This is a genomic window from Xenophilus azovorans DSM 13620, from assembly GCF_000745855.1.
Taxonomy (GTDB): Bacteria; Pseudomonadota; Gammaproteobacteria; order Burkholderiales; family Burkholderiaceae_C; genus Xenophilus; species Xenophilus azovorans.
Map to the genome: position 1 here is coordinate 24,713 of NZ_KN050766.1, position 15,193 is coordinate 39,905.

General features: G+C 71.1%; 17 protein-coding genes and 1 other RNA gene. 10 read left to right on the forward strand and 8 right to left on the reverse strand.

Going from position 1 to position 15,193, the window contains the following annotated elements; all coding sequences use genetic code 11:
• Positions 1-37: 37 nt before the first annotated feature.
• Positions 38-370: a thioredoxin TrxA gene (gene trxA / locus Q392_RS26530; protein WP_038215789.1), complete on the reverse strand. Its 333-nt coding sequence runs from the start codon at positions 368-370 to the stop codon at positions 38-40.
• Between the two features lie 168 nt (positions 371-538).
• Positions 539-635: signal recognition particle sRNA small type (gene ffs, locus Q392_RS32465), an RNA gene on the reverse strand.
• Between the two features lie 86 nt (positions 636-721).
• Here ffs and dnaX point away from each other — a divergent pair.
• From dnaX to Q392_RS26565, 8 genes are all read left to right on the forward strand, one after another.
• Positions 722-2,578, forward strand: a complete 1,857-nt coding sequence (gene dnaX / locus Q392_RS26535) for a DNA polymerase III subunit gamma/tau (RefSeq protein WP_038215791.1) — start codon at positions 722-724, stop codon at positions 2,576-2,578.
• 6 nt (positions 2,579-2,584) lie between these two features.
• Positions 2,585-2,740 (forward strand): hypothetical protein, encoded by a 156-nt coding sequence (locus tag Q392_RS33220; protein WP_157008365.1) that lies wholly within the window; start codon positions 2,585-2,587, stop codon positions 2,738-2,740.
• 42 nt (positions 2,741-2,782) lie between these two features.
• Entirely contained in the window at positions 2,783-3,115 is a 333-nt protein-coding gene (locus Q392_RS26540; protein ID WP_038215795.1) for a YbaB/EbfC family nucleoid-associated protein, read from the forward strand.
• Between the two features lie 43 nt (positions 3,116-3,158).
• Entirely contained in the window at positions 3,159-3,749 is a 591-nt protein-coding gene (gene recR, locus Q392_RS26545; RefSeq protein ID WP_038215797.1) for a recombination mediator RecR, read from the forward strand.
• Positions 3,750-3,773: 24 nt separating this feature from the next.
• On the forward strand, positions 3,774-4,166 hold the full coding sequence (locus tag Q392_RS26550) for an MAPEG family protein (protein WP_038215803.1): 393 nt from the start codon (positions 3,774-3,776) through the stop codon (positions 4,164-4,166).
• A 140-nt stretch (positions 4,167-4,306) separates the two neighbouring features.
• The gene (locus tag Q392_RS26555) at positions 4,307-5,341 is read left to right on the forward strand and encodes an ABC transporter substrate-binding protein (protein WP_038215805.1); all 1,035 of its coding nucleotides are present in this window, start codon (positions 4,307-4,309) and stop codon (positions 5,339-5,341) included.
• A gap of 80 nt (positions 5,342-5,421) precedes the next feature.
• Positions 5,422-6,312 carry an ABC transporter ATP-binding protein gene (locus Q392_RS26560; protein ID WP_038215819.1) on the forward strand — a complete coding sequence of 297 codons (891 nt, stop codon included), beginning with the start codon at positions 5,422-5,424 and terminating at the stop codon, positions 6,310-6,312.
• A 2-nt stretch (positions 6,313-6,314) separates the two neighbouring features.
• Positions 6,315-7,148 (forward strand): ABC transporter permease, encoded by an 834-nt coding sequence (locus Q392_RS26565; protein WP_038215821.1) that lies wholly within the window; start codon positions 6,315-6,317, stop codon positions 7,146-7,148.
• Here Q392_RS26565 and Q392_RS26570 read toward each other — a convergent pair whose 3' ends face one another.
• From Q392_RS26570 to gloB, 4 genes are all read right to left on the reverse strand, one after another.
• Positions 7,149-7,703, reverse strand: coding sequence for a DUF924 family protein (locus tag Q392_RS26570; protein WP_038215823.1), 555 nt, complete (start codon positions 7,701-7,703; stop codon positions 7,149-7,151).
• Complete coding sequence (locus Q392_RS26575; protein ID WP_038215826.1) at positions 7,703-9,460, reverse strand: monovalent cation:proton antiporter-2 (CPA2) family protein; 1,758 nt, start codon at positions 9,458-9,460, stop codon at positions 7,703-7,705. Before Q392_RS26575 ends, Q392_RS26570 begins: the two co-directional genes overlap by 1 nt.
• A gap of 62 nt (positions 9,461-9,522) precedes the next feature.
• The gene (locus tag Q392_RS26580) at positions 9,523-11,112 is read right to left on the reverse strand and encodes a transglycosylase SLT domain-containing protein (protein WP_038215835.1); all 1,590 of its coding nucleotides are present in this window, start codon (positions 11,110-11,112) and stop codon (positions 9,523-9,525) included.
• Positions 11,109-11,891: a hydroxyacylglutathione hydrolase gene (gene gloB / locus Q392_RS26585; protein ID WP_038215839.1), complete on the reverse strand. Its 783-nt coding sequence runs from the start codon at positions 11,889-11,891 to the stop codon at positions 11,109-11,111. Before gloB ends, Q392_RS26580 begins: the two co-directional genes overlap by 4 nt.
• On the opposite strand from gloB, the gene Q392_RS26590 reads away from it, so the two are divergent.
• A complete protein-coding gene (locus Q392_RS26590) occupies positions 11,890-12,678 on the forward strand; it encodes a class I SAM-dependent methyltransferase (RefSeq protein ID WP_211260320.1) in 789 nt (262 codons plus the stop codon). The genes gloB and Q392_RS26590 overlap by 2 nt on opposite strands.
• Positions 12,675-13,124: a ribonuclease HI gene (rnhA, locus tag Q392_RS26595; protein ID WP_038215841.1), complete on the forward strand. Its 450-nt coding sequence runs from the start codon at positions 12,675-12,677 to the stop codon at positions 13,122-13,124. Before Q392_RS26590 ends, rnhA begins: the two co-directional genes overlap by 4 nt.
• A 4-nt stretch (positions 13,125-13,128) precedes the next feature.
• On the opposite strand, the gene mobA is transcribed toward rnhA, so the two are convergent.
• Both mobA and moaA read right to left on the reverse strand, forming a co-directional pair.
• On the reverse strand, positions 13,129-13,728 hold the full coding sequence (mobA, locus tag Q392_RS26600; protein ID WP_038215844.1) for a molybdenum cofactor guanylyltransferase MobA: 600 nt from the start codon (positions 13,726-13,728) through the stop codon (positions 13,129-13,131).
• On the reverse strand, positions 13,725-14,858 hold the full coding sequence (moaA, locus tag Q392_RS26605) for a GTP 3',8-cyclase MoaA (protein ID WP_038215846.1): 1,134 nt from the start codon (positions 14,856-14,858) through the stop codon (positions 13,725-13,727). The genes mobA and moaA overlap by 4 nt, the downstream gene beginning before the upstream one ends.
• Positions 14,859-15,193: the final 335 nt, after the last annotated feature.

Sequence of the window (15,193 nt, forward strand, 5' to 3'; positions counted from 1 at the left end):
GTGGGTTCGCGGCGCGCCCGTGCGGCGCGCCGTCGCGTCAGGCGAGCTGCTGTTCGAGGAAGGCCGTCAGTTGCGCCTTGCTCATCGCGCCGACCTTGGTGGCGGCGAGCTGGCCGTTCTTGAACAGCATCAGCGTCGGGATGCCGCGGATGCCGAACTTGGCCGGGATGTCGCGGTTCTCGTCCACGTTCATCTTGGCGATCTGCAGCTTGCCTTCGTAGGCGGTGGACACGTCGTCCAGGATGGGCGCGATCATCTTGCACGGGCCGCACCACTCGGCCCAGTAGTCCACCAGCACCGGCTTGTCGGACTGCAGGACGTCGGCTTCGAAGGAGGCGTCGGAGATGTGCTTGATCAGTTCGCTGGCCATGTCGGGATTCCTTGGGGTTGGGCACGACCGCAGGCGCGGTCGCGGTGTCCTGAAGATTGTGGCAGATGCGTTGCGGCCCTGCTTCGCGTCGTGGCTATGGCAGCGATAGCCCGGTCCTTGTCCGCGCGGCCCGTCGGGCGGCGGAAAGGTGTCTGAAGGAAGATGAAAGGTGACGAGCCTTACCCCCGGCACTGGCTACACAGTTAGGGCTGCTTGGTTCCCCACCTGACCCGGTTGGCCGCTTCACCATGCGGGGAGGCCCGTCGAGGTGCATTCTAGCCGGCGTGCATCGCCGCTTCGCCGCGGGGGCGGGCAAGTCCGGCGCGCGGGCCGGCTTTTAGAATCGCCGCAATGTCCTACCTCGTGCTCGCCCGCAAGTACCGCCCACGCAACTTCGGCGAGATGGTGGGCCAGGAACATGTGGTCCAGGCCCTGACCAATGCATTGACGCAGCAGCGCCTGCACCACGCCTACCTGTTCACCGGCACGCGCGGCGTGGGCAAGACGACGGTGTCGCGCATCCTGGCCAAGTCGCTCAATTGCCAGGGCGCCGACGGCAGCGGCGGCATCACCGCCACACCCTGCGGCGTGTGCCAGGCCTGCACCGAGATCGACGCCGGCCGCTTCGTCGACTACACCGAACTGGACGCCGCCTCCAACCGCGGCGTGGACGAGGTGCAGGGCCTGCTGGAGCAGGCGGTCTACAAGCCGGTGCAGGGGCGCTTCAAGGTCTTCATGATCGACGAGGTGCACATGCTCACGAACACCGCGTTCAACGCGATGCTCAAGACGCTGGAGGAGCCGCCGGAGTACCTCAAGTTCGTGCTCGCCACGACCGATCCGCAGAAGGTGCCGGTCACGGTGCTGTCGCGCTGCCTGCAGTTCAACCTGCGTCCGATGGCGCCGGAGACGGTGAACGAGCACCTGGTGCGCGTGCTGGGCACCGAGCAGGTGCCGGCCGAGCCCGGCGCGCTGCGCCTGCTGGCGCGGGCTGCGCGCGGCTCGATGCGCGACGCGCTCTCGCTCACCGACCAGGCCATCGCCTACGGCAACGGTACGCTGGCCGAGGCCGGCGTGCGCCAGATGCTGGGCAGCGCCGACCGCGGCCACGTGCACCGGCTGGTCGAGGCGCTGGCGCAGGGCGACGGGCGCACGGTGGTCGAGACGGTCGAGGCCATGCGCGACGCCGGCCTGTCGGCCGCCTCCACGCTGGAGGAGATGACGGCCGTGCTGCAGGCCATGGCGGTACTGCAGGCCGTGCCCTCGCGCGCGGCGCAGCAGGACGCGGGCGATCCCGACGCGCAGGAGGCCGCGCGGCTGGCGGCGCTGATGCCGGCCGACGAGACGCAACTGCTCTACAGCATGTGCCTGCACGGCCGCGCCGAGCTCGGCCTGGCCCCCGACGAGTACGCCGCGCTGACCATGGTGCTGCTGCGCCTGCTGGCCTTCAAGCCGGCGGTCGAGGACGGCGCAGCGGAAAAAAAAACTCTGCTGAATCCAGCGCCGCCGGCTGAAGTCCGGCCGCCGGCACCCGCCCCCGCGACGCATCCCGAACCGCTTGCGGCCGTTGTTGCGCCGCAGGTGCCGGAACCGCCCGCCCCGGCGCCCATGCCGGCACCGCCTGCCGTGGAGCTGCCGCCGCCGACACCCGCCGCGCAGGCCGCGGGCCAACGGCTGCCGGTCGTCGATGCGCCGCGCCGTCCGGCTGCGCCGACCGCTCCCGCCGCGCAGCCGCCTTCCGACGTCATGCCCGTGCCGGTACGCGTGCAGCCGCCGCCCGGCCAGCGCGAGATGCCGCGCGAAGCGGCATCACCGATCGCCCCGAGCGAGGAGGGCGATTTCTGGCACGCCACCGTGATGCAGCTCGTCGCTGCCGAGGCCATCACTGCGCTGGCGCGCGAACTGGCGCTGCAGTCGCAACTGGTCGCGCGCGACGTCGACCAGTGGCTGCTGCGCGTCGAGCGCGAATCGCTGAACCAGGGCGCCAGCCGCGAGAAGCTGCAAAATGCGCTGGCCGCCGCCGGCCACCCCGTGCGCCTGGCCATCGAGATCGGCAGCGTCGCCGACAGCCCGGCCCGGCGCAACCGCGCCGCATCCGAGCAGCGCCAGCGCGCGGCCGAGGAGGCGATCCAGGCGGATCCCGACGTGCAGTACCTGATGCAGAAGTGGGGCGCGCGCATCGTGCCCGGCTCCCTCCGCCCGGCTTGAGAAGATGTGAACGAACCCAACATGCCCGCTCATCCCGCCAAAACGCGCCCGCTCGGCGTTGCAAATGCTCGCCATAGCGGGGGCTATGGCTGCGCTTTGCGCCTTGATCGGGCACGTTTTGGCGGCCTGCTCGGGCACGCCGGATTCATCCACATCTTCTGAGGCCGGCGGCTCCCCTTTCCCACCGAACCCAAGGAACCCACCATGTTCAACAAAGGACAACTGGCCGGCCTGATGAAGCAGGCGCAGGCGATGCAGGACAACCTCAAGAAGGCCCAGGAGGAACTGGCCACCATCGAGGTCGAGGGCGAATCCGGCGCCGGCCTCGTCAAGGTGGTGATGACCTGCAAGCACGACGTCAAGCGCGTCACCATCGACCCGAGCCTGCTGGCCGACGACAAGGACATGCTGGAGGACCTGGTGGCCGCGGCCTTCAACGCCGCCGTGCGCAAGGCCGAGGAGACCAGCGAGCAGAAGATGGGCAAGATCGCCGCCGGTATGCCCGGTCTGCCGGCCGGGATGAAGTTTCCCTTCTGATGCCCGCGGTGCCCCACCGGGCCGGCGGACGATGAGCTGACCCATGTCCGACGCCCATTCGCTCGACGCTCTGGTCGAGGCCCTGCGCCGCCTGCCCGGGGTGGGCGTGCGCTCGGCCTCGCGCATGGCCTTCCACCTGCTGCAGCACGACCGCGAGGGCGCGCAACTGCTGGCGCGCACGCTGGGTCAGGCGGTGGCGAGCGTGCGCCACTGCGACCGCTGCAACACCTTCACCGAGGCCGAGATCTGCAGCGTGTGCCGCGACCCGCGGCGCGACGCGACGCAACTGGCCGTGGTCGAGACGCCGGCGGACCAGGCCGCGCTGGAGCGCACCGGCGCCTTCCGCGGCCACTATTTCGTGCTGATGGGCCGCCTGAGCCCGCTGGACGGCATCGGCCCGCGCGACATCGGCCTGGCGCGCCTGATGGAGCGCGCCACCGACGGCGTGGTGCGCGAGGTGATCCTGGCGACCAACTTCACCGCCGAGGGCGAGGCGACGGCGCACGTCGTTGGCGAGGCGTTGCGCGCGCGCGGGCTCACCGTGACGCGGCTGGCGCGCGGCGTGCCGGCCGGCAGCGAGCTGGAGTACGTCGATCTCGGCACCATCGCGCACGCGCTGGTGGACCGCCGCTGACGGCCTGCGAATGGGAGACGGAGCATGGGCTTGCATCACCTCACCCTGGCCTACTGGTGCGTGCTGATCGCCGCCGCGCTGCCCTACGTGTGCGCCTGGGTTGCCAAGGCCGGCGCCTTCGGCCCCCGGGACAACGCGGCGCCGCGCGAGTGGGCCGCCCGCCAGAGCGGCTGGCGCGCCCGCGCCATGGCGGCGCAGGCCAACAGCTTCGAGGGCCTGCCGCTGTTCATCGGCGCGGTCGTCATCGCCCATCAGTTCGGCGCGGCGCAGGGCCGGCTCGACGCGCTGGCGCTTTCCTATGTGCTGCTGCGGGTGGTCTACATCTCGCTGTACCTGCGCGGCCGCAGCATGCTGCGCAGCCTGGTGTGGGCGCTGGGCCTGCTGGCGTGCATCGCCATCTTCTTCGTCTCGCCCTGAGTGCGGCGGCAGCGCCGCGGAGCGCTGAACGCTTTGGCTTACCGTGAAAACCCGGTGTGGGGATGGTCCCGATGCTCCACGATGGGGCGCCGCCTAAGCTGCCGAGAGACCAACGACTCCCTTACTACTTCCTCGCCGCCATGCTCACACGTCGCACCTTCACTTCCATGGCCACCGCATCGGCAGCGCTCGTCGCGGCCCCCGCGCTGCGCGCGCAGGCCAAGCTGGAGAAGACGAAGGTCTCCATCGCCGTCGGCGGCAAGGCCGCCTTCTACTACCTGCCGCTGACCATCACCGAGCAGCTCGGCTACTTCAAGGCGGAGGGGCTGGACGTCGAGATCTCCGACTTCGCCGGCGGCTCGCGCGCGCTGCAGGCGGTGGTGGGTGGCTCGGCCGACGTGTGCTCGGGCGCCTTCGAGCACACCATCAACCTGCAGGCCAAGAACCAGTTCTTCCAGTCCTTCGTGCTGCAGGGCCGCGCGCCGCAGATCGCGGTGGGCGTGTCGACCAAGAACATGCCGGCCTACCAGTCGATCGCCGACCTGCGCGGCAAGAAGATCGGCGTGTCGGCGCCCGGCTCGTCCACCAACATGGTGGCCAACCTGGTGCTCTCGCGCGGCGGCCTGAAGGCGTCGGACGTGAGCTACGTGGGTGTGGGCGTGGCTGCCGGCGCGCTCACCGCGCTGCGCTCGGGCCAGATCGACGCCATCAGCAACACCGACCCGGTGATGACCATGCTGGAGCAGAAGGGCGACGTGAAGATCATCAGCGACACGCGCACGCTCAAGGGCACGCAGGATGTCTTCGGCGGCCCGATGCCCGCCGCCTGCCTGTACGCGCCGATGGACTTCGTGGGCAAGCACCCCAACACCTGCCAGGCGCTGGCCAACGCCATCGTGCGCGCGCTCAAGTGGCTGCAGACGGCCGGCCCCGGCGACATCATCAAGACCGTACCCGAGGCCTACCTGCTGGGCGACCGGGCGCTGTACCTGGCCTCGTTCGACAAGGTGCGCGAGTCCATCTCCACCGACGGCATCGTGCCGGAGGCCGGGCCGAAGACGGCGCTGACCGCCATCACCAGTTTCGACGCCAGCGTCAAGGCCGAGCGCATCGACCTCTCGAAGATCTACACCAACGACTTCGCCCGCCGCGCCAAGGAGCGCTTCAAGGCCTGAAGTCGGGGCCGCCGCCCGCCTTGCTACATCCGCGCCCGGCCCCCGTGCCGGGCGTGTTCTTTTCCCGACCGCCGCCCGCCATGGCCGACCACGCCCTCGAACTGCTCGACATCACCTGCACGTTCCGCGCGCGCGACGACGCACGCCAGCGCTACACCGCCGTGGCCGACACCACGCTGTGCGTGGCCGCCGGCGAGTTCGTCTCCGTCGTCGGGCCCACGGGCTGCGGCAAGTCCACGCTGCTGAACGTGGCGGCGGGGCTGCTGGAACCATCCGCCGGCAGCGTGCGCGTGTTCGGCCGGCCGCTGGCCGGCATCAATGCGCGGGCCGGCTACATGTTCCAGTCCGAGGCGCTGATGCCCTGGCGCAGCGCGCTGGCCAACGTGATGGTCGGCCTGCAGTACCGCGGCATGGCGGAGGCCGAGGCGCGTGCGCAGGCGACCCAGTGGCTGGCGCGCGTGGGCCTGGCCGGCTTCGAGGACCGCTATCCGCACCAGCTCTCGGGCGGCATGCGCAAGCGCACGGCGCTGGCGCAGACGCTGGCGCTGGACCCGGACATCATCCTCATGGACGAGCCCTTCAGCGCGCTGGACGTGCAGACGCGCCAGCTGATGGAGAACGAGGTGCTCGACCTGTGGGCAGGCGGCGAAGGGCGCCGGGCCGCCCCAAGCCCGGAGCGCACCCCCTTGGGGGGTGGGCACGCAGTGCCCGGGGGCCGGGGACGCAAGGCGGTGCTGTTCATCACGCACGACCTGGACGAGGCCATCGCCATGAGCGACCGGGTGGTGGTGCTGTCGGCCGGGCCGGCCACGCACCCGATCGGCGAGTTCGTCATCGACCTGCCCCGGCCGCGCGACGTGGCGGAGGTGCGCATGCACCCGCGCTTCGTCGAGCTGCACTCGCAGATCTGGGGCGTGCTGCGCGACGAGGTGCTCAAGGGCTACGCGCAGCAGTTGCAGAAGGCGGCATGACCATGAAGCTCGGGCTGAACGAACGCAATGCGCGCTGGTGGCAACTGCTGCTGCTGGTCGTGCTGCTGGTGGCATGGCATGCCGTCTCGCGCGACGAGAAGGTCGCCTTCTTCCTGGCCGAACCGATCAAGGTGGCGGGCCGCATCTGGAGCTGGTTCCTGCCCTTCGACGTGCCGGCCAACGCGCTCTTCCCCGACGGGCTGCCCGGCAACGCCGACATCTACCGGCACCTGGGCGTGACGCTGCTGGAAACGGTGCTCGCCTTTGCCATCGGCACGGTGCTGGGCCTGGCCTGCGGCCTGTGGCTGGCGCTGGCGCCCACGGCCAGCCTGATCCTCGACCCGTACATCAAGGCCGCCAACTCGATGCCGCGGGTGATCCTGGCGCCGATCTTCGCGCTGTGGTTCGGCCTGGGCATCTGGAGCAAGGTGGCGCTGGCGGTGACGCTGGTGTTCTTCATCGTGTTCTTCAACGTCTACCAGGGCGTGCGCGAGGTCAGCCCCGTGGTGCTGGCCAATGCGCGCATGCTGGGCGCGAACCAGCGCCAGTTGCTGCGCACGGTGTACCTGCCCAGTGCCACGAGCTGGGTCTTCTCCAGCCTGCACACCTCGGTGGGGCTGGCCTTCGTGGGCGCGGTGGTGGGCGAGTACCTGGGCTCGGCGCGCGGCGTCGGCTACCTGATCCTGCAGGCGGAGGGCACTTTCGATGTCAACACCGTGTTCGCCGGTATCGCGGTGCTCACGGCCTTCGCGCTGGCGCTGGACGGCCTGGTCGGCGCGATCGAGCGTCGCCTGATGAAGTGGCAGCCCCGAAGCGGCGAGACCGAGAAGCTCTGATCAGCCGGCAAAGCCGCCCTGGTCCAGGAAGGCCTGCTCCTCAGCGGTTGTCGCGCGCCCCAGCAGCGCGTTGCGGTGCGGGAAGCGGCCGAAGCGCCGGATGATGTCCCGGTGGCCCCGGGCGTGCTCGGCCGACTCGGCACCCAGCGCCGTGTGCAGCGCCAGCGAGCGGTCCTGGTCGGCCATCGCCTCCGAGTGGGTGAAGGGCAGGTAGCAGAACAGGCGCAGCGTGGGGTCGACCTGCCTGTCGAAGCCGCGCTCCACCAGGCGGGCGGCGAAGTGCCGCGCCAGCGGGTCGGTGGCGTACATGTGGCCGGTGCCGCGGAAGGCGTTGCGCGGGTACTGGTCGAGCAGCAGGACCAGGGCGAGGGCGCTGTCGGCCGAGGCATCGGCCCAGGCGTCGAGCGCGCGCCGGGCGGCGGCGAAGTGCGCCTCGTGGAAGCGCTCGCGGAAGCGCCGGTCGAAGGCCTCGTCCTTGCGGAACCAGGCGGCAGGGCCCGCTTCGAGCCAGAAGCGCAGTACCTCGCGCGGGTCGTGCACGGCGTCTGCAGCCATCAGCGTTGTCCTTTCTGCTCGGCGTTGCCCAGGATGAGCGCCCGCCCGGCGAAGATGCCGCCGGTGGCCTCCACGTCGAAGCGTTCCGCGTCGCGGCGGCGCACGTCCTCGATCAGCTCGTCGGCCTCGGTCTGCGTGGCGCCGACGGCGACCACCGCCTCGCGGCCGAAGCGCATGGCGGACTCGAAGGTCTCGCGGATCTGGAAGTCCACCTCGGCCTTGAGCAGTTCGTGCGCGTGCTCGCGGTCGAAGGCGCGCACCAGCAGCTTGGCATGGGGGAACTCGTGCTTGACCAGTTCCGCGATGCGCGTGGCCGCGGCCTTGTCGTCGATGCACACCAGGATGGCCCGTGCGCTGTGCGCGCCGGCGGCATGCAGCACGTCGGCGCGGCTGCCGTCGCCGTAGTAGACCTTGAAGCCGTAGTCGGCCGCGTCGCGGATCACCTGCGTGTCCACGTCGATGATGCTGAGGCTGGCGCCGCGCGCCAGCACGCCCTGGCTGGCGATCTGGCCGAAGCGGCCGAAGCCGATGATGAGCACGCTGCCGCACAGGCCGCGCGCTTCCTCCACGCCGTCCATGGACACGACGGGCCGGGCCAGGCGCTTGTGCACCAGCACCACCAGCGGCGTGAGCGCCATCGACAGCACCACGATGGCCGTCATGTTGGCGTTGACCACGGTGTCGATGACGCCCGCTGACAGGGCCGAGCCGAACAGCACGAAAGCGAACTCGCCGCCCTGCGCCATCAGCACCGCGCGGTCCAGCGCGTCGGCGTGCGAGCTTCTCGCCAGCCGCGCCACGCCGTAGATGCACAGCGCCTTGACCACCATCATCGACAGCACGCCCGCCACGATGAGCGGCCAGTTGCGCGCCACCACGCCCAGATCCAGCGACATGCCCACGCCGAGAAAGAAGAGGCCCAGCAGCAGGCCGCGGAAGGGCTCGACGTCGGCCTCGAGCTGGTGGCGGAAGGTGGATTCGGACAGCAGCACGCCGGCCAGGAAGGCACCCATCGCCATCGACAGGCCGCCCAGCTGCATCAGCAGGGCGGCGCCCAGCACCACCAGCAGCGCCGCAGCGGTCATGACCTCGCGCGCCTTGGCGTTCGCCAGGATGCGGAAGAGGGGGTTGAGCAGCCAGACGCCCGCCGCCACCAGCGCGGCCAGCGAGGCGGCGGCGATGCCGATGGCGGCCCAGCGCGAGGGCGAGACCGCCTCGGCCACCGCGCTGGGCGGCGCCAGGAAGGCGACGACCGCCAGCAGCGGGACGATCAGCAGGTCCTCGAACAGCAGGATGGCGACGATCTTCTGGCCACGCGGCTGGGCGATGTCGCCGCGCTCGCCCAGCAGCTGCATGACGATGGCGGTGGAAGTGAGCACGAAGCCCATCGCGCTGACGAAGGACACCGGCAGCGAAAAGCCGAAGGCGACGCCCACGCCGGTGAGCAGCAGGCCGCACACCACCACCTGCAGGCTGCCCAGGCCGAAGATCGCGCGCCGCAGGTTCCACAGGTGCGAGGGCCGCATCTCCAGCCCGATGACGAACAGGAACATCACCACGCCGAGCTCGGCCGTGTGCAGGATGGCCTGCGGTTCGCTGAACAGGCCCAGGCCGAAGGGGCCGATGACCAGCCCCGCCGCCAGGTAGCCGAGCACCGAGCCCAGCCCCAGGCGCTTGAACAGCGGCACTGCCACCACCGCGGCCCCGAGGAGGGTGACGACCTTGATCAGCTCGCCTGCACTGCCTTCTGCTGCCATGGGGCCTCCCTGCCTCCGGACGTGGATGGATGGCCGGCGGCCGGCAGCCGCCGGCGCGGCGTTCAGCGCTTCTTCTTGCTCGGAGTGCCGCCGCGGGCCTGGCGCACCGGCTGCTTGCTGGCCGCCTTGCGCGTCGACGTGCCCGCCGTGGCCTTGGCGACGCCGCCGCCGCGCTTGCCGGTGACGACGGCATGCTTGCCGCCGGCCCGCGTGGCACGGGTGCCGCTGCCCACGCGCGCCGTGCTGGCGGCGCGCACCGGCAGGTATACGACCACCTGGTAGCCGCGCTTGAAGGTGTGGCCGGTGCCCACGTCGTTCCACTGCGCGACGCTGGAGGGGCTCAGCCGGTAGCGGCGCGCGATGCTGGCCACCGTGTCGCGCCGGCCGGCCTTGACGGTGGTGCGGCGCGTGACGACCTCGGGCTCGAAGCTCAGGTGCCCCGTCTCGGCCACGACGGCGGCCACGTCTTCCTGCACGCGTGCGCTGCGCGGCACGATGAGCGTGGAGCCGGTCTTGATCAGCATGCGCGGCGGGATGTTGTTCATCGCACGCAGGTCCGATTCGCTCATGCCGGTGCGCTGGGCCGCGTCGGCCGCCGTCATCGTCGTGGGCACGGTCCAGGCGGTCCAGCTCGCGTACTGGCCCTGGCTGTAGGCGTCGAAGTTGCGCTGGAAGACGGCGGCGTTGTCCCAAGGCAGCAGGATCTCGGTCTTGCCGCCGGCGGCCAGCAGCACCGGCTTGTGCGCGGCGGGATTGAGGGCGCGGAAGTCCTCCACCCGCACGTCGGCCAGCTTGGCGGCCAGCTCCACGTCCAGGTCGCGCGTGAGCGCCACGGTCTGGAAGTAGGGGTGGTTGGAGATGTAGGGCAGCTCCACGCCGAACTTCTGCGGGGCGGCCACGATGTTCTTCACGGCCTGCAGCTTGGGCACGTAGTAGCGCGTCTCGTCCGGCATCCGGATGTCGGTGTAGCCGGCGGGCAGGCCGGCCTTCTGGTTGCGCGCGATGGCGCGGCCCACGTTGCCCTCGCCCCAGTTGTAGGCGGCCAGGGCCAGGTGCCAGTCGCCGAACATGCCGTAGAGCTTCTGCAGGTAGTCCAGCGCGGCGCGGGTGGAGGCGACCACGTCGCGCCGGTCGTCGCGGAAGATGTTCTGCTTGAGGTCGTAGTCGGTGCCGGTGGCGGGCATGAACTGCCACATGCCCGCCGCCCGCGCGCTGGAGACGGCCTGCGGGTTGAAGGCGCTCTCGATGTAGGGCAGCAGCGCCAGCTCGGTGGGCATGCCGCGGCGCTCCAGCTCCTCGACGATGTGGAAGATGTACTTGTTGGAGCGGTCCACCATGCGCTGGATGTAGTCGGGCCGGGTGGCGTACCACTGCTCGCGGTCGCGCACCAGGTCGCTGTCCAGGTCGGGCATCTTGAAGCCGCGGCGGATGCGGTCCCACATGTCCGTCGGCGGCGCCAGCGTGACGACGCTGCGCGCGCTGCCGCCGGCCCGGCCGGCGGCGATGGGCGACAGGCTGCCGTCGGGGTAGACCGAGGGGCCGCTGGCGGTGGTGCTGGAAGAAGGAGAGGAGGACGAAGAGGAGGGAGAGGTGCTTGCGCAGCCTGTGAGGAACAGGGCGCTTGCCAGGAAGGCGGCAAGGAGGAGTCTCATCGGAAGTCGTTTTTCCATTGGCGCAGCGCGGCGAAGACGGCGACCTCGTCCGCATCGGCGGACAGGTGGGCGTGCCGTTGGACGGCGGCGCTGACGGTGGGTTCGCGGCTGCGAAGGAAGGGGTTGATGAGGCGCTCGGTCGACAGCTCGGCAGGCAGCGTGGGCTGGCCGCGCTCGCGCAGCGTTTCGCAGCGCGCGGCGTAGTCGGCCAGCGCGCCGTTGCTCGGCTCGACGGCCCGGGCGAAGCGCAGGTTGGACAGCGTGTACTCGTGGGCGCAGCACACGCGCGTGCTGCCGGGCAGCGCCGCCAGCGCGTCGAGCGAATGCAGCATCTGCTGCGGCGTGCCCTCGAACAGGCGGCCGCAGCCGCCGGAGAAGAGCGTGTCGCCGCAGAAGAGCAGCGGCGCCTGGCTGTCCGTGGCCGGCAGGTGATAGGCGATGTGCCCCGCCGTGTGGCCGGGCACGTCGATGACCTCGAAGCGCAGGCCGAGCACCTCGGCCACGTCGCCCTGCGCGAGCGGCGTGAAGGGCTGCGGGATGCGCTCGTGCGCCGGGCCGTAGACCGCGGCGCCGGTGGCCTCGCGCAGCGCGTCCACGCCGCCGGTGTGATCGGCGTGGTGGTGCGTGACTAGAATCGCCGCCAACCTCAGGTCGGGCCGCGACGCCAGGGCATCGAACACCGGTTTGGCATCGCCCGGATCGACCACGATCGCGTGTGCCCCGACCTGCAGCATCCAGATGTAGTTGTCGGCAAAAGCGGGCAACGGAACGAGGGTCATGAGCGACCGAATTATAGGTTTGCAGGCGTGGTTCGAGACCCCTGCAGGACGTCACCTGAGCGCGTGGGAAGCAGCGCAGTTCGACGAGGCGGTGGCCGACATCTTCGGGTATCACGCGTTGCAGCTGGGCCTGCCCGAGCTGCCGGCGCTGCGCGCCAACCGCATGCCGCACCGCTGGCTGGCCGCGCCCGACGAGGGCTGCCCCAAGGCGGCGCTGGTGTGCGATTTCACCGCGCTGCCATTCCCGGCCGGCAGCCTGGACCTGCTGGCGCTGCCGCATGCGCTCGAGCTCAGCCCCGACCCGCACGCCACGCTGCGCGAGGTCGAGCGCGTGCTGGTGCCCGAGGGCCGCGTGGTGATCTGCGGCCTGAACCCGGCCAGCCTGTGGGGCCTGCGCCAGCGCCGCGCGCGGCTGTACCGGCGGCTGGGCTTCGGCGAGCTGTACCTGCCGACGCAGGGAGAGTTCATCGGCTACTGGCGCATGCGCGACTGGCTGCGGCTGCTCGGCTTCGAGGTCGAGTCCAGCCGCTTCGGGCTGTACCGGCCGGCGGTGCGCAGCCAGGCCTGGCTGGACCGCTGGCGCTGGATCGACCGCCTGGGCGAGCGCTGGTGGCCGATCTTCGGCGCGGCCTATTTCATTGTCGCCGTCAAGCGCGTGCGCGGCATGCGCCTGCTGCCCGCGGACTGGCGGCGCAAGAACCCCATCGCGACGGCGCCGGTGCCGCTGGCCGGCCGCGCGCACCGCGGCCTCGTCGCGATCGAAGAAGAGAAGAAGCACCTGCCTTGAACGAAGTCATCATCTACACCGACGGCGCCTGCAAGGGCAACCCCGGCCCCGGCGGCTGGGGCGCCTGGCTGAAATCCGGCGCCAGCGAGAAAGAGCTGTTCGGCGGCGAGCTGAACACCACCAACAACCGCATGGAACTGACGGCCGTGATCGAGGGCCTGGCCGCGCTCAAGCGACCGTGCAGGGTGGTGCTCTACCTGGACAGCCAGTACGTGCGCCAGGGCATCACCGAGTGGATCCGCGGCTGGAAGGCCAAGGGCTGGATCACCTCGACCAAGCAGCCCGTCAAGAACGTGGAGCTGTGGAAGCGCCTGGACGACCTGGTGGCCAACCACGGGCACCAGATCGAGTGGCGCTGGGTCAAGGGCCATTCGGGCGACCCGGGCAACGAGCGCGCAGACGCGCTGGCCAACAAGGGCGTGCTGCACGCGCAGGGGCGGCTGTAGCGTCTCAGCCGCCGAGGGCCTGCAGGTCCTGCGGGGTGTTGGCGTTGGCGAAGGCGCCGGCGTCGCCCGGCCGGTCGAAAGGCACGACGAGACCGTGGCATTCGGCGACCCATTGGCCGACCTTGCGGCCGCCCCCGGCGACGAAGCGCGCCAGCGACGCATGCAGCGAGGTGCGCATCAGGCAGAACACGGGCTGCGGGCGCATCGTGCCGTCCTCCAGGGCTGCCGCCACGGCGAGGTCGGCGCCTTCGCCCAGCACCGCCTCGCCCAGGCGGCGGGCCAGGTCGGGCGGGAAGCGCGGCGTGTCGCAGGGCACGGTGAGCAGCCAGTCGGTGCGGGCCTGCGCCATACCCGCCAGGAAGCCGGCCAGCGGGCCCGGGTGCCCGGCGACCGTGTCGGGCCACACCGGCACGCCGAAGGTGGCGTAGGCGCTCTGGTGGCGGTTGGCGTTGATCGCCAGCGCGCCGACCTGCGGACGCAGCCGCTCCAGCGCGTGCACGGCGAGCGGCCGGCCCTGCCATGGCACCAGGCCCTTGTCGGCCCCGCCCATGCGGGTGCCCAGGCCGCCGGCGAGCACCAAGCCGGTGATGTGTTCGGGCTTCACCCGCCGATGTAGCTCATCTCGACGCGGCGCGGCGCGGGCAAGCCGGCGTCGGCCGCGTGCAGGGCGCGCAACTCGGAGTAACGGTCCGCGCGGCCCTGCCAGATGGCGGCGATGGTCGACTCCAGCACGTCGTCGCCGGCGCCGCCGCGCAGCAGGGGCTTGAGGTCGTGCCCCTGGCCGGCGAACAGGCACAGGTAGAGCCGCCCCTCGGTCGACAGGCGCGCGCGGCTGCAGTCGTGGCAGAAGGCGCGCGTCACGCTGCTGATGGTGCCGATCTCGCCGTCGCCGTCGGCATACGCCCAGCGCTGCGCGGTCTCGCCCGGCGCCGTGGCCTCCAGCGGCACCAGCGGGAAGTCGGCCGCGATGCGCTGCACCACCTCGGCCGAGGGCAGCACCTCGTCCATGCGCCAGCCGTTGGTGGCGCCCACGTCCATGTACTCGATGAAGCGCAGCACCGAGCCCGTGCCGCGGAAGTGCCGCGCCATCGGCAGGATCTGCCCGTCGTTGACGCCGCGCTTGACCACCATGTTGACCTTGACCGGCCCCAGCCCGGTGGCCTGCGCCGCCTCGATGCCGGCCAGTACGTCGGCTACCGGGAAGTCCACGTCGTTCATGCGCCGGAAGACGGCGTCGTCCAGCGCGTCCAGGCTCACCGTCACGCGGCGCAGCCCGGCGGCGGCCAGCGCCTGCGCCTTGCGCGCGAGCAGCGAGCCGTTGGTGGTCAGCGCGATGTCCAGCGGCTCGCCGGCCGGCGTGCGCAGCGCGGCCAACTGCGCGACCAGCGCCTCGATGTTCTTGCGCAGCAGCGGCTCGCCGCCGGTCAGCCGCAGCTTGCGCACGCCGCGGCGGGCGAACACCGCGGCCAGCCGCGCGATCTCCTCGAAGCTGAGCAGCGCGCCGTGCGGCAGGTAGCGGTAGTCCTTGTCGAACACCTCCTTGGGCATGCAGTAGCCGCAGCGGAAGTTGCAGCGGTCGGTGACGCTGATGCGCAGGTCGGTGAGCGGGCGCCCCAGCCGGTCATGCAGCAGGCCGTCGCCTTGGCCGCCGGCCGGGGGCAGGGCGGCCGGCAGCGCAGGCGCGGCGCGGCCGATGCGCTCGACGGGAATGGCGATCTCGCGGGGGGCGTTCATGGGGTCGCCGCAATGTACCGCAGGGCCCGCGGCCGATATGGCCACAGGGCCTCCCGCGCGGCGCGGGACAACCCTGACTGGATCGGTGTCGTTGAGAATGACTATCATCCGCGTAACGCCCGAGTACGCACATGCAGGCATGACGCAAAGGGCTCTTTGGTTCCAAGGAGCTTCGCCATGCCCCCGTTCCCCGTTCTTCCTTCCGATCCGTCGGCCCCGTCCGAGGCCGGCGCGTGCCTGGCCCGCTGGGAGCAGCTGACCCGCCAGGCGCACGAGGCGCAGGCCCGGCACCGGCTGGAACTGGCCCTGGCCGCCCAGGTGCAGGCCCTGTGGCT

Excerpts from the sequence above, each read along its gene's own strand:
- trxA (WP_038215789.1), bottom strand. The coding sequence starts at position 370 with ATGGCCAGCGAACTGATCAAGCACATCTCCGACGCCTCCTTCGAAGCC.
- dnaX (WP_038215791.1), top strand. The coding sequence starts at position 722 with ATGTCCTACCTCGTGCTCGCCCGCAAGTACCGCCCACGCAACTTCGGC.
- Q392_RS26540 (WP_038215795.1), top strand. The coding sequence starts at position 2,783 with ATGTTCAACAAAGGACAACTGGCCGGCCTGATGAAGCAGGCGCAGGCG.
- recR (WP_038215797.1), top strand. The coding sequence starts at position 3,159 with ATGTCCGACGCCCATTCGCTCGACGCTCTGGTCGAGGCCCTGCGCCGC.
- Q392_RS26550 (WP_038215803.1), top strand. The coding sequence starts at position 3,774 with ATGGGCTTGCATCACCTCACCCTGGCCTACTGGTGCGTGCTGATCGCC.
- Q392_RS26555 (WP_038215805.1), top strand. The coding sequence starts at position 4,307 with ATGCTCACACGTCGCACCTTCACTTCCATGGCCACCGCATCGGCAGCG.
- Q392_RS26560 (WP_038215819.1), top strand. The coding sequence starts at position 5,422 with ATGGCCGACCACGCCCTCGAACTGCTCGACATCACCTGCACGTTCCGC.
- Q392_RS26565 (WP_038215821.1), top strand. The coding sequence starts at position 6,315 with ATGAAGCTCGGGCTGAACGAACGCAATGCGCGCTGGTGGCAACTGCTG.
- Q392_RS26570 (WP_038215823.1), bottom strand. The coding sequence starts at position 7,703 with ATGGCTGCAGACGCCGTGCACGACCCGCGCGAGGTACTGCGCTTCTGG.
- Q392_RS26575 (WP_038215826.1), bottom strand. The coding sequence starts at position 9,460 with ATGGCAGCAGAAGGCAGTGCAGGCGAGCTGATCAAGGTCGTCACCCTC.
- Q392_RS26580 (WP_038215835.1), bottom strand. The coding sequence starts at position 11,112 with ATGAGACTCCTCCTTGCCGCCTTCCTGGCAAGCGCCCTGTTCCTCACA.
- Q392_RS26590 (WP_211260320.1), top strand. The coding sequence starts at position 11,890 with ATGAGCGACCGAATTATAGGTTTGCAGGCGTGGTTCGAGACCCCTGCA.
- gloB (WP_038215839.1), bottom strand. The coding sequence starts at position 11,891 with ATGACCCTCGTTCCGTTGCCCGCTTTTGCCGACAACTACATCTGGATG.
- moaA (WP_038215846.1), bottom strand. The coding sequence starts at position 14,858 with ATGAACGCCCCCCGCGAGATCGCCATTCCCGTCGAGCGCATCGGCCGC.